Below are 12,386 nucleotides of genomic sequence, written 5' to 3' on the forward strand. Positions count from 1 at the left end.
AATAGAAGTTAAAAAAAACCCACCTCTTTAATGGGTGGGTATTTTAAACCAAATTTGGCCGTTAGTTCGCTTTTTTAGTCACAAACATGGCATCACCATAGCTAAAGAAGCGGTATTTTTGAGCAATCGCGTGTTGATAGGCGTTTTTTACCTCATCGAAACCGGCAAATGCGCTGAGTAGCATAATTAATGTCGATTCAGGAAGGTGAAAATTGGTCACCATAGCGTCGACAACTTTGAACTCATATCCCGGGTAGATAAAGATATCGGTATCGCTGCAAAACTCTTTGAGCTCACCTTCACTCGCTTTCGCTGCACTCTCTAAAGAACGTACCGAGGTTGTACCAACGGCAATAACACGTTTGCCATTCGCTTTAGTTTGCGCAACTTTAGCGACGACCTCTTGTGAAACTTCGGCCCATTCAGAATGCATCTTGTGTTCAAGTATGTTATCAACTTTTACAGGTTGAAATGTTCCCGCTCCAACATGCAAAGTCACAAACGCGGTATCCACACCTTTATCGCTCAACGCCTTCAACAGAGCGTCATCGAAATGCAAACCCGCCGTTGGCGCCGCTACTGCACCCGGATTTTGATTGTAAACTGTCTGATAACGCTCTTTGTCGGCATCTTCATCGGGTCTGTCGATATAAGGAGGCAGCGGCATATGCCCCACCTCTTCGAGTACTTCAAGAATAGTCTTGTCCGATTGAAGTTCAAGCTCGAATAATGCATCGTGACGACCGAGCATTTTCATCTCATAGTCGCCATCTAAACAGATGATCGAATCAGCTTTAGGGGACTTAGAACATCTTACATGAGCCAAAATTCGCTTGTCATCAAGCATGCGCTCAACAAGGATTTCCAGCTTGCCACCCGTTATTTTCTGGCCGAAGAGACGCGCAGGTATCACCCGAGTGTTATTAAACACCATAAGATCTCCAGGATTAACCATGTTCAAAATATCGGTGAACTGATTATCGGCAAGCTTGCCGGTATTACCCTCTAATGAAAGTAATCTCGAAGATGTCCGGTTTGCCATTGGATAACGGGCTATTAACTCGTCTGGGAGGTCAAATGAAAAATCAGTAACGCGCATGGTTAGTCTCTACTTAGCATGAATCGGGCGCTAGTCTATTTGCAGAGACCGAGAAGATCAAGGTGTATAAACTAGTTCCCGATATTATCTTCTTCCATCGTCACACTATTCTCATCGATGTCAAAATCTTCCTTACGATAACTGTGTTGCTCATAAGGAATATCAATCCGTACACGTTTGCGTTGAGATCGTTCTTGTTTACCAAAAAATTTAGATAACCAGTTCCACATCATCCTTGATCCTTAAACCGATAATTGATGAGAATATATTGAGTGATGCACATCCTTAAGAAATAACCCCAATCTCAATTAAAGTGGGAGAAAGGCTTTCTTAGCATCGATGCACATGATAACGTGAAAATAGAGTTTTAACCAAGAAAATTAGCAAATCATCATGAACTTTCTTGCACATCTACATCTTGCTGATAATAGTAAAACCAGCCTCGCCGCCAATTTAGCTGGCGACTTTGCTAAGGGAAGCATAGAGAGATTCCCCAAGCACCTCCAACAAGGTATCTGGCTACACCGACAGATAGACCAGCTTACAGATACCCATGAACTCACGAAAGAGTTAGAGTCAAAATTCCCTAAACAGCTCAAACGAGCCGCTCCCATACTGATCGATCTAGCTTTTGATCATGTGTTGGCTAAGTACTGGGATGAATACCATAATGTCAGTTTGAAAGACTTTGCCCTCAAAGCTTATGATGCCATCGACAATTGTGAAGGGTTGCCCGAACAGCTTCAGAGCCTTGCCCCCAGGATAAGAAGTGAGAACTGGCTGGTCGCCTATAAGAATCGAGACGGGTTAAACCAAACAATCGAGTCTGTGGCCAAACGGGTATCCAAACCTGAGATATTTGAAGGTGCTACCGCTGCGGTGAAAACCTTGGATACCGAAATTGAGATAGCCTTCAGAACCTTCTACCCTCAATTAATGGCATACAGCCGGATCTGGACACGAAACACACCAACAGAATACTTATAGTGCTCGGCTCGTAGCAGTAAGCGAGAAAACTCCTCGCTTACTCGTTCTCAATATGATCACTTTTTGCTAGAATTCGCCGCAACAGGAGATTTCATGCAGATATTTACTTATACCCCCCCTTCTATCCCTTGGTTAGATATTCGATATAAAGACAGAGACATTATTGTCATTAATAAACCCTCTGGCTTACTCTCAAATCCAGGCCGGGCTGCAAATACCTTCGATTGTGCAATTAACCGTCTTCTTCAGCGTTACCCTGAGGCGATATTGGTTCACAGATTGGACTGTGCGACCTCTGGTATTATGGTTTTTGCACTAAACAAGAAAGCCGAGTCCAACATCAAAACGCAATTTCAAAACAGGATGAGCAAAAAGACCTATATAGCAGAGGTGCAGGGGCATATCGTAGATGAGGAAGGGGTTATCGAACTTGCCATGAAACCCGATACTGAACGGCCTCCACTACAAAAATTGGCAGAGGAAGGTAAACCTTCTAAGACCTATTTCAAGGTACTTGAACGTAGAAAAAACAGTACATTGGTAGAGTTAAAGCCGGTAACGGGACGGACGCACCAGTTACGCTTGCATATGCTGGCAATAGGTCACCCTATTTTAGGGGATGATTTTTACGGCGATGAAAAGGTGATCGCGGCATCGAAGAGGCTTTGCCTTCATGCCATGTCACTCAGCATTACTCACCCCTATTCGGGTAAAGCAATGACCTTTCATAGTGCTCACCCTTTCAGTTAATTGTCACAAACCTGCCATCATCTCACCACAGATGAGGGTTCAAATAAGACCAGACAGTACCATTGCTGGTCTTATGGATATAACTGCTCTTAAAGGCAGCATCTAAAGTACAGTGAGTTTAAGCCGCTTTAGCGGTATAGAAGCACTCGCTAGAGTTGCAAAATCGTAGATGATTTTCTGCCGATAGCAGGAAGTACTCTCCGAAAATATTTCCGCCTTTATCTTCTAACTTCAGCCCATCCTCAGTTTGAGTACTCATCATCTCATCTAAACTGTGGCAACCATCGCTGTACCAGGTCTCCAGAAAAATCTTTTGCCCCTGGCGGTAGAGTGTGATCTTATCTCCCACACAATGACGGTCATCTATCCACCGACCTACAACTTCTCGACTGACCACATCCTTTTCCTGCCAACTTAAGCGTTGTCGCTTTTCAACTACTGACATTTTAATCACCTCGAGTAATTCTCTACTTTCAGTTTGACTACATTCATCTTGTATGACTTCAGCCATTGAATCCATTTTCAATTCAACTCCATGGAAATTCGTTTTGTTAAATATTTGTGACAGTTACGAGCCGTGATGCTATCTATTAAGCAACAAATGACTAAATCGCATTTATGCCGATTTAGCTAAACAATTCATTAAAAAGTGTATCGCATGCATAAAATAAAAACGCGATCTAAATCACTTTATATGCATTACTTTAGACAATATGAATTAATTTACCTAATTCATCCGATGAGTATAGGTCAATGAATATTTTCAGACCTGTTTTTATACCAATCGGCATAAAGATAATGGCCAAAATCTTCATCTAAGTCGGATCTATCAGTCTGAAAAGAGTTTCAGCAATTTTTCACTGTTACTGATATAACTATGAGGAGGTGGGACACAATATATGCTCCCCCTAAGTACCAATGTATAGGTCGACTCATGAGTCAATCTCTGAGGGTACTGGTTGAGAAAAGCAAAGGTAGGATGGTGTGATGCTGTCTTTAAAGCAGTGGAGCATAAGAGAGTTCCCGGAGCCAATACTCCGGGAACTTCTATTAAGATTATATCGTCTCTTTTCTTTCTGCCGCTTCACAAGCTGCGGCGGTAAAGAGTACATCTGTTGAGCTATTTAGCCCCGTTTCGGCAGAGTCCTGAATAACGCCGATAATGAAACCGACGGCAACCACTTGCATAGCAACATCGTTTGAGATCCCAAATAGACTACACGCAAGAGGAATAAGCAGGAGTGAGCCCCCGGCAACCCCTGACGCACCACAGGCCGATACAGCTGCAACGACACTGAGTAAAATAGCGGTGAGAATATCGACTTGAATTCCCATAGTATGGACAGCCGCGAGAGTCAGAACGGTAATCGTGATAGCCGCCCCTCCCATGTTGATCGTTGCGCCTAGTGGGATCGACACAGAATATGTATCTTCATGCAGCTCAAGCTTTTCACAAAGTGCCATATTCACCGGAATATTTGCCGCACTGGATCGAGTGAAAAACGCGGTAACACCACTCTCACGTAGACACGTCAATACTAACGGATATGGGTTTCGTCTTATTTTCAGGAAAACAATTAATGGATTCACGACAAGCGCAATAATTGCCATCGCGCCGAGTAAAACCGCTAACAGTTGTCCATAACCTGCGATAGCCGAGAAGCCTGTTTTAGCAAATGTAGCTGCAACCAGCCCGAAAATACCGATAGGTGCTAATCGAATGATGAAACGAACCATCTGTGAAATACCATGACTCACATCGGCAAATACCTGTTTGGTTGAGTCGCTTGCATGGTGAAGAGCCAAACCAAGGCCCACGCCCCAAGCCAGAATTCCGATGTAGTTACCGGTCATAACCGCATTAACCGGGTTATCGACTAACTTGAAGAGTAAAGTATGAATCACTTCACCAATCCCTTCCGGTGGCGTGGCCCCTTCAGCGCCCGTTGCCAGCACTAGAGTGATCGGGAAGGTAAAGCTGAGAAGTACAGCGGTCATCGCCGCTGCAAAGGTACCAAATAGATATAAGATAACGATTGGACGCATATTGGTCTTAGCGTTTTTTTTCTGATTTGCAATTGAAGCCGCGACTAAGATAAACACTAAGATAGGCGCAATTGCTTTTAAAGCTCCGACAAAAAGCTCACCCAAAAAGGCAACGCTATGTGCAGAATCTTTCGAAATTGTCGCCAGTGAAATACCAGCGATTATCCCAAATAGGATTTGCAGCACTAAGCTGCCATTAGCCAGTCTGGCTAATAAAGATTGTTTTTGATTCATTGATTGGCCTGTCATTATTATAATATGTTGCTTGTTAGCATCTGGCACCTTCAAAGCGGTGCCGTAAACTAATCGAAGAGATAAGTATAATTAATATTTCTTAACAAGATGTTTTAACTAAACTCACTTAAGATGTCTAGTAATAGCGTGGAAATAGCCGACTAAATTACCAGTTTGTAGCATAATGATAACAAGGTATATACCCAAGCCTGCTCACGAGGCTTTTTACCACAAATCCTAAACCTGTCAGATATTCAGTTTTGATCATAGATAATCGGGGCAGATGGCCCCATCAGAGCCTCAACACGTCACTCGCCCCAGCATCGAGAAGTCATTAGCCATAAAAGCCATGACTCCCAAGTTCCAGTCTTTGATTGCTGGAGCAAGTTAAAAATGAGCTCCTACTCCTTGGACTCTGCGCCTCGTAACATAGCACTAATCAGCTCATGGGCATCAAATTTAGTTAACGCCTCATTCGCACCAACCTGATGAGCCTGACTTACGCTGATCTCACTTGAGAGTGATGTATGCAAGATAATATAAGCTGAGTCCAACGCCGGCGTATTTTTTACTTCGAAAGCGAGTTCATAGCCGTCTAATCCTGGCATCTCAATATCACTGACCAGCAGATCGATAGGCGTTCCCTCACTTGCTGCTTTCTCCATGATTGATAGCGCATCACGTCCATCAGAGGTCACTTGATAAGGAATATTGATACTATCGAGGGCATCAGACAGCTGCTTACGGGCAACCTTAGAGTCATCGACTAACAAAATACTCAGCGGCTTGAGTTTCTCACGTTGAACATCAGTCAAAATCGCGCGATTCATCTCAGGACTTGGTGGGAAGACCTTGGACAATAGTAGTTCAACATCGAGTAGTTGCACCAATTGGTCATCAAAGCGAGTCACCCCGGTCAAATAGGCATTGGGACCTAAATTATTTGGAGGAGACTCGATATCTCGCCAGTTACACTCAATAATTTTATCGATGGCACGAACTAAAAAACCGATAACCATGCGTTGGCAGTCGGTGATGACGATATAACTCGATTTCAACTCTTCACTCGTAAGAGAAGGATAGCCAACCGCTGCAGCCATATCGATAACAGGAATGGTATTACCACGAATAGTCGCAGCCCCTAAGATCGTAGGGTGAGACTGAGGTATTACACTTAAAGGAGTATAGGGAACAAGTTCCCGGATCTTTAGCGTGCCCAGGGCGAATAGTTGTCTCTGAGACAGACGAAAAAGCAATAAGCCTTGGGATTGGTTGGCCTTACTCTTCATTTTCGTACCAAATAAAATGTTAATATTAGTTGAAGTATAACCCTAACACAGCAAAAACAAGATGACGACGGTCAAAGGCTGGGCGAATAGTCATTAAAGTTGTGATTCAAAAGGAAATAGCGAAATGAAATCGGCCATAAACTTACGCCAGAACCCCGCACCGGGTTCAGAATGAAGCTTCACGCCCTTCAAATCATCAAACCATACAAGTTCTCCCTCTTCAATATCTAATCTAAATGCAGACTCTTTGAGGCCTGCCTCGATCCCAGTGACAACGCCATTAGCAAATTCAGTCTGATGAAATATCATCCCCATTTCGGTATTTATCCAGGCCGATCTGGGATCGAAGTTAAATGAACCAACAAAGGTTGATTTTCTGTCTAAGATAAAGGTTTTAGCATGGAGGCTTGTGCGTGAACTTCCCATCCATCCAGAGGGCTTATGCTCAGGATCGACTCTCACTTCAAAGATTTTAACCCCACCATCGAGTAGTGCCTTGCGGTATCCCTGATACCCGGCGTGAACGGCCAGCACATCGGTAGCCGCCAGACTATTGGTGACCACAGTGATTGTTAAACCACCTTGGGATGCCGCGACCAGATCTTGAGTGCCTTGCGCCGTTGGCACAAAGTAGGGAGAAACAATCATCACCTCCTCTTCTGCACTTTCTAGAAATTTAGACAAATCAGAAAGTAGCCACAACTGTTCATCTTTTTTCTGAGCCTTCTGCGGTGGGTCATACACCACTTCAGCATTGCCCCAGTACCACTTCAGTTTTTGTTCCCTGAGCTCTTCTAAAAAGAGGCTCAACTCCAAACGCCCCAGATACTCACTCGACTCAAAGGCTAAGCGTTCGGCGCGATAGGACTCATCGGCATCGTTCAGCTCCTCTTCGGTAAAACTTTTGTCCGATAACGTTTCAATAGGCACTGTGACCTTGGCATTCCAATACAGATCGAACTGATTAGAAACCTCGTCAACCGCCTCCCCTATCGCAAGCAGATCAAAATCACCAAAATCAACATCTTCATTATTAGAGAAATATTCGTTGCCAATATTTCGTCCACCGACAATGGTCGCCGAATTATCCACGGTCAAAGACTTATTATGCATGCGATGATTCATGCGCGAAAAACCGGTAATAAACTCGAGCCCTCTATACACTCTCGAAGATGAAGGGTTAAAAAGGCGGATATGAATATTGGGGTGCATCGAGAGCAACATCAAACCATGATCTAACTCTTTGGTCGTCAAGTCGTCTAGCAAGATACGGACTCTGACCCCTCGTTCAGCCGCATCGAGCAGATGCCAAACGAGTAGCTTACCCGTCTCATCCGGTCGATAAATATAATACTGTAAGTCTACGCTTGTACTTGCCGCGGTAATGATGGCCAGTCTTGCTATAAACGCGTCAAGCCCATTAGTCAAAGGGGCGACACCGGTTTGGGCAGGATGGTTAACGATGAGGGGGGCGGTAAATTGAACCAGATTGGCATTTGATGAAACTGGTAATTTATAGCTTGGCTCTTTATCACCAAAATCGGGTAAAGAGCCGCAGGCGGATAAGCACCCCAGACAAAAAATAGCGATCCAACAGGCAATGACTCTACTTTTCATTCAATACCTAGTTAGTCAAAAGTCTATTAATTAAGTTAGTCAAAAGTCTATTAATTAAAATCCTACCCATCAAAAGCCTACTCCTTAAAAACCTATTGGTCTTAACTTATCCTTGTCCTAGGTTATGCCATGAAGACGCGGTTAAAAAATGTTATTCCTGTAAAGCATAAAGCACGTCGAAAGCAAACTGGTCCCAACCTTCGGCGCTAAAAGCAATGTCCCTTGCGGCACGAACTTGACTAACGGCATGCAAAGGCGCAGCCCCATTCTCCATCAGGTAGTAAGCCATTAACAAGGCCGTTCTGTCTTTACCTGAGCGGCAGTGGATCATCACAGGCGTATTGTTAGCTTCACATTCACGAATAAAAGCCAACGCCTTAGGCAGTTGCTCGACACACAAGCCTAAGTCTTCATCTTTAGGCGGTACATTACTGGAAAAGGGGATACACGCATACGCCAAATCCGCCTGAGTAAATGCGTCAGGCTCACAAGCTTCGCCTCCATTTACAGAGAGTATAGCCCCGATACCTGAACGTTTAATTTCATTCAGATCCCATGCTTCCTTATTAGGCCCACTGCGTCCAGCAATTTTGTCTTCAACTAACCAAAATAGATGCTGCATAAATTCTACCTATAACAAATTGACTATTAATGACATTGATAAAAACATTTCAAATATAAGGTGGCGCTGCCACCCTATATTTAACAAATAAATCAGGGCTTTTTGGCCCACAGTTCGGCATTGGCCTTAGGGACTTTTTTTCGCTTTTTCTTACCCATACCTTCGGGTGCTGCCATAGGTTTTATCTCTCTGGATGGGCAATCAAGCGGCGCTTCTTCAGAGGCTTCAAAACCAACAACTTGCTCTCTCTCTAACCTAAACTTATTCTTTTTCTCTATGATTTTGAAATGGTGGTATTCATCATGGGAAATTAAAGATAACGCCAGACCCGCCTCTCCGGCACGTCCACTTCGACCGATCCGATGCATATAATCGGCAGGACTTCTCGGCAACTCGTAATTAATCACAACCGGAAGCTTTTCAATATCTATACCACGCGCGGCAATATCTGTGGCGATTAGCACCCGGATCTCACCACTTTTGAATCCTTCTAATACTCGGGTTCTTGCCCCCTGAGCCTTATCGCTATGAAAAACCTGCGCCGCAATGCCCAGTTTTTCCAGCTTTTGTTCCAAACGGTTACAGGTATTTTTGGCACTGGCAAAAACCAAGACTTGACGCCAATCATTCTCTTTAATCAGATGTGCCAGCAGAGCTGTCTTACTATTCCGGTTAACCGTATAAACCTGTTGTGTCAGTGTACTCTTCTCTTCGCTTTGAAGCTGAACCTCTACAGGAGACGATAACAACTTGTCAGTCAGTATCTTAACTTCTTCGGGAAAGGTAGCCGAAAAGAGTAAAGTTTGCTTATGTTTAGGTAGTTTGGCCAGAATCTCCGTTAACTCTTCTTCGAAGCCCAGACTTAACATACGGTCCGCTTCGTCGAGCACTAAAGAGGTCACTTGCCCAAGCTTCACTGCATTGCTCGAAATTAGGTCAAGCAGGCGCCCTGGAGTCGCCACAAGAACATCCGCCCCGCCTCTCAACGCAAGCATTTGGGTATTGGCTGAAACACCACCGAACACAGCCTCTACCTTTACTCTCGGTTTAATCAGTTTCGCATAACTCTTAAAGCTTTCGGCAACTTGTTGAGCCAGCTCACGAGTAGGAACAAGCACTAATGTCCCAATCAGGTTTCCCTTCACAGAGGTGGATTGTTTTGATAACAGTCTTTGTATTAATGGCAATGCAAACGCAGCGGTCTTACCAGAACCTGTGATAGCGCCCGCTAACACATCTTTACCCTCCAAAACCGCAGCGATAGTTCCTGTCTGAACCAGTGTAGGAGTCACATACTCAAGTTCAGTTAAACGAGCCAGTAATTCAGGGATTAATCCTAGTTGTTCGAAGGTGGCGTTCTGTGATGTTTGTGAAGAGTGAGCTTGTGTCATAGATTTGGGATGAGTGCCATAAAATAAATATGGCGCATATTCTACGCTAAATTCACCTATAAAGCTTATATTTTGCTGTTATCATGATTGGTTGAATGGGACACGGAGCAAACGTTAAGTGTTCATTGGCAGACCCGGATTAAAACATAATAGTTTTCTGGTCAACATTACCTTCTAAGCCAAGCAGTTGTCGCTTCATCTCTATTCCATAGGCATAACCTGTCAGCTTGCCATTTTTTCCAATCACACGGTGACAAGGAATAATGATGGCAATACGATTTGCTCCATTTGCGGCGCCAACGGCCCTGACAGCTTTGGGTCTATTGATCTGCTGCGCTATATCGCTGTAACTACAATATTCGCCATGTTTGATCTCAAGCAATGCTTGCCAAACTTGCCTCTGAAACTCCGTACCTTGAGGCGCTAATGACACAGAAAAAGTCTCGCGTGTGCCAGAAAAATACTCGCCAAGCTCGAGCTCCGTTTGGGACAGGTACCCTAAAGCCTCCAGATGCGAGGGGTGACTCTCATCTACCCATAATACCTCCTCGACCTCAGCCAGTCTTAAGTGACTCAAGCCATACTGATTTGCCTTAATGAGCAATTGACCGACCGGAGTTGCAAAGGTTTTCGATGCTAGCGGCACAACTTTATCTTTGCAGGGCAAGGAGACAAGTAAAGAGCCGGCTCCTTGAGTGCTACTGTGATTCTGAGTTGGGCGCAATCCAGTGTTGGTGTTATTTATTATTGTCATGTCAGGTTCCATAGTTGAAAGGTTAAATAACTGCCCCAGGGCGTTGCCTGCTGACGAAGTGACTCTGTCAATGCACCATAATTCACTGGCTTACCCGTTTCCGCAGCGTCCACTGACAGCCTATCTAACTCATACATCTTCAGCACCTTCTTTTTAACGATCAGATCGGTACATAACAAAATGTTGGGGTCGCTTAACCCGCGCATTTTGGCATAGGCTACGGTCCAGGGACCTATCCCTTTAATGGTTAACCATTCATCAAGATCTGCATCCGGGTTGGTGGCCACATATAAACTAAAAGCATTGATCGCGGCTTTCCTTGCGCCAGGCATCTTAAGCTCATCCAAATTGGCTTTTGCAAGCTTATCTGGCGTAGGAAACATACGAAGCGTCCGACCCGACAGACTCAACTCCTCTCCATTGGCCTTTACCATGCAATTAAGCAATTTAGTGGCTTGAGTGACGCTGACCTGCTGCCCTAATATCGCCCTACAGCCAGCTTCGAATGCAGACCAGGTACCAGGTAACCTGAGCCCCTCTTTTATCTGGTTGCTTATAAGAGAGATTGATGCGAGCGAGCTCTGTATCTTATTCATATCAGCATCGAGGTCTAATAACCTGCGGATCTGCATGACAATATCTTTAAGCTGTACTATGTCTTGAGTATCAGACAGATGGATAGTGACCTTGAATCTATTCTTTTCTGGATGGTGAACTGCTTCAAAAAAGCCTTTAGCTGAGCCTAATTGAAAAGTACGTCCATAGCTTAAGTCATTCAGCCACTCCATTCCATCAACCATTCTCAATTGATAAAATTCAGACAGATGACTCCAATTTAGTGGAGGCCGATATGATAATTGTAAGCTTAAACTGAGTCCTCTACCTGAGCCATTATCATTCACCGCGAGTGGTTGTGTATTACTTCTCTTTTTTCTTAGCTCTGTTGGCGTTAACTGTAATGTATCTTTGAATACTTCATTAAAACGCCTGATGCTGGTGTAGCCTGCAGCCAAGCCGACTTGAACCACAGGTAGATCTGTTTGATGCAATAATTGCTTTGCAAACATAAGTTGACGAAATTGCGCATATTGCTTAGGCGATGTCCCCAAATGCTTATTGAATAACTGACGTAAATATCGGCTACCGATCCCCAATCTTTCAGACAGAGCCTCTATACTCAATCCGTTATCACCAGACATAACACCAGCATCAATTAATCTCAACGCGCGCTCTATTGTTGTTTGTGTCCCTTTCCATGCAAATGAATCTGGGGCGCTATCGGGGCGGCAGCGCAGGCAGGGCCTTAATCCAGCATTAACGGCGCGAATTGCAGAGTCAAAATACCTGACATTTTTCTCTTGTGGCGATACAGCAGGACATATAGGCCGACAAAAAATTCCCGTCGTGATCACACCAACAAAAAACTGGCCATCGAAACGGGGATCTTTTGATAGTCTCGCTTTACGGCAAGATTCAACGCTTAAGTTTTCGAGGTGATGGTCCATGGTTAAGCCAGCCTGATCTGTAATTTTGAAACTAATTAGGCCTTACTTTACTTAATAACGACTATCTAAACTAGCGGAAAACGGAACTCTAT

At 44.2% G+C, this 12,386-nt stretch carries 12 protein-coding genes; 2 read left to right on the forward strand and 10 right to left on the reverse strand.

Annotated elements, in window-relative coordinates; all coding sequences use genetic code 11:
• Positions 1 to 61 precede the first annotated feature (61 nt).
• Together queA and SSED_RS24860 are read right to left on the reverse strand one after the other, a co-directional pair.
• On the reverse strand, positions 62 to 1,099 hold the full coding sequence (queA, locus tag SSED_RS15105) for a tRNA preQ1(34) S-adenosylmethionine ribosyltransferase-isomerase QueA (RefSeq protein ID WP_012143230.1): 1,038 nt from the start codon (positions 1,097 to 1,099) through the stop codon (positions 62 to 64).
• 71 nt (positions 1,100 to 1,170) lie between these two features.
• The gene (locus tag SSED_RS24860; protein WP_012143231.1) at positions 1,171 to 1,332 is read right to left on the reverse strand and encodes a hypothetical protein; all 162 of its coding nucleotides are present in this window, start codon (positions 1,330 to 1,332) and stop codon (positions 1,171 to 1,173) included.
• A 160-nt stretch (positions 1,333 to 1,492) separates the two neighbouring features.
• Between SSED_RS24860 and SSED_RS15110 the strand changes: the two genes are divergently transcribed.
• Together SSED_RS15110 and SSED_RS15115 are read left to right on the forward strand one after the other, a co-directional pair.
• Positions 1,493 to 2,086 (forward strand): acyl carrier protein phosphodiesterase, encoded by a 594-nt coding sequence (locus SSED_RS15110; protein WP_012143232.1) that lies wholly within the window; start codon positions 1,493 to 1,495, stop codon positions 2,084 to 2,086.
• Positions 2,087 to 2,179: 93 nt separating this feature from the next.
• Positions 2,180 to 2,836 carry an RluA family pseudouridine synthase gene (locus tag SSED_RS15115; protein WP_012143233.1) on the forward strand — a complete coding sequence of 219 codons (657 nt, stop codon included), beginning with the start codon at positions 2,180 to 2,182 and terminating at the stop codon, positions 2,834 to 2,836.
• Between the two features lie 118 nt (positions 2,837 to 2,954).
• Here the strand turns inward: SSED_RS15115 and SSED_RS15120 are convergent, their stop codons facing one another.
• From SSED_RS15120 to SSED_RS15155, 8 genes are all read right to left on the reverse strand, one after another.
• Positions 2,955 to 3,356 (reverse strand): hypothetical protein, encoded by a 402-nt coding sequence (locus tag SSED_RS15120; protein ID WP_012143234.1) that lies wholly within the window; start codon positions 3,354 to 3,356, stop codon positions 2,955 to 2,957.
• 536 nt (positions 3,357 to 3,892) lie between these two features.
• On the reverse strand, positions 3,893 to 5,116 hold the full coding sequence (gene sstT, locus SSED_RS15125; protein WP_041422207.1) for a serine/threonine transporter SstT: 1,224 nt from the start codon (positions 5,114 to 5,116) through the stop codon (positions 3,893 to 3,895).
• Between the two features lie 401 nt (positions 5,117 to 5,517).
• Positions 5,518 to 6,405, reverse strand: coding sequence for a chemotaxis protein CheV (locus SSED_RS15130; RefSeq protein ID WP_012143236.1), 888 nt, complete (start codon positions 6,403 to 6,405; stop codon positions 5,518 to 5,520).
• Positions 6,406 to 6,498: 93 nt separating this feature from the next.
• A complete protein-coding gene (locus SSED_RS15135; RefSeq protein ID WP_012143237.1) occupies positions 6,499 to 8,022 on the reverse strand; it encodes a phospholipase D family protein in 1,524 nt (507 codons plus the stop codon).
• 151 nt (positions 8,023 to 8,173) lie between these two features.
• A complete protein-coding gene (locus tag SSED_RS15140; protein WP_012143238.1) occupies positions 8,174 to 8,644 on the reverse strand; it encodes a dual specificity protein phosphatase family protein in 471 nt (156 codons plus the stop codon).
• Between the two features lie 92 nt (positions 8,645 to 8,736).
• Positions 8,737 to 10,035, reverse strand: a complete 1,299-nt coding sequence (locus SSED_RS15145) for a DEAD/DEAH box helicase (protein ID WP_012143239.1) — start codon at positions 10,033 to 10,035, stop codon at positions 8,737 to 8,739.
• 139 nt (positions 10,036 to 10,174) lie between these two features.
• Positions 10,175 to 10,789, reverse strand: a complete 615-nt coding sequence (locus SSED_RS15150; protein WP_012143240.1) for a methylated-DNA--[protein]-cysteine S-methyltransferase — start codon at positions 10,787 to 10,789, stop codon at positions 10,175 to 10,177.
• Positions 10,786 to 12,294 carry a DNA-3-methyladenine glycosylase 2 family protein gene (locus SSED_RS15155; protein WP_012143241.1) on the reverse strand — a complete coding sequence of 503 codons (1,509 nt, stop codon included), beginning with the start codon at positions 12,292 to 12,294 and terminating at the stop codon, positions 10,786 to 10,788. The genes SSED_RS15150 and SSED_RS15155 overlap by 4 nt, the downstream gene beginning before the upstream one ends.
• Positions 12,295 to 12,386: the final 92 nt, after the last annotated feature.

Source organism: Shewanella sediminis HAW-EB3 (assembly GCF_000018025.1).
Classification (GTDB): domain Bacteria; phylum Pseudomonadota; class Gammaproteobacteria; order Enterobacterales; family Shewanellaceae; genus Shewanella; species Shewanella sediminis.

Coding starts and splice junctions, on each gene's coding strand:
- queA (WP_012143230.1), bottom strand. CDS start 1,099: ATGCGCGTTACTGATTTTTCATTTGACCTCCCAGACGAGTTAATAGCC.
- SSED_RS24860 (WP_012143231.1), bottom strand. CDS start 1,332: ATGATGTGGAACTGGTTATCTAAATTTTTTGGTAAACAAGAACGATCT.
- SSED_RS15110 (WP_012143232.1), top strand. CDS start 1,493: ATGAACTTTCTTGCACATCTACATCTTGCTGATAATAGTAAAACCAGC.
- SSED_RS15115 (WP_012143233.1), top strand. CDS start 2,180: ATGCAGATATTTACTTATACCCCCCCTTCTATCCCTTGGTTAGATATT.
- SSED_RS15120 (WP_012143234.1), bottom strand. CDS start 3,356: ATGGATTCAATGGCTGAAGTCATACAAGATGAATGTAGTCAAACTGAA.
- sstT (WP_041422207.1), bottom strand. CDS start 5,116: ATGAATCAAAAACAATCTTTATTAGCCAGACTGGCTAATGGCAGCTTA.
- SSED_RS15130 (WP_012143236.1), bottom strand. CDS start 6,405: ATGAAGAGTAAGGCCAACCAATCCCAAGGCTTATTGCTTTTTCGTCTG.
- SSED_RS15135 (WP_012143237.1), bottom strand. CDS start 8,022: ATGAAAAGTAGAGTCATTGCCTGTTGGATCGCTATTTTTTGTCTGGGG.
- SSED_RS15140 (WP_012143238.1), bottom strand. CDS start 8,644: ATGCAGCATCTATTTTGGTTAGTTGAAGACAAAATTGCTGGACGCAGT.
- SSED_RS15145 (WP_012143239.1), bottom strand. CDS start 10,035: ATGACACAAGCTCACTCTTCACAAACATCACAGAACGCCACCTTCGAA.
- SSED_RS15150 (WP_012143240.1), bottom strand. CDS start 10,789: ATGACAATAATAAATAACACCAACACTGGATTGCGCCCAACTCAGAAT.
- SSED_RS15155 (WP_012143241.1), bottom strand. CDS start 12,294: ATGGACCATCACCTCGAAAACTTAAGCGTTGAATCTTGCCGTAAAGCG.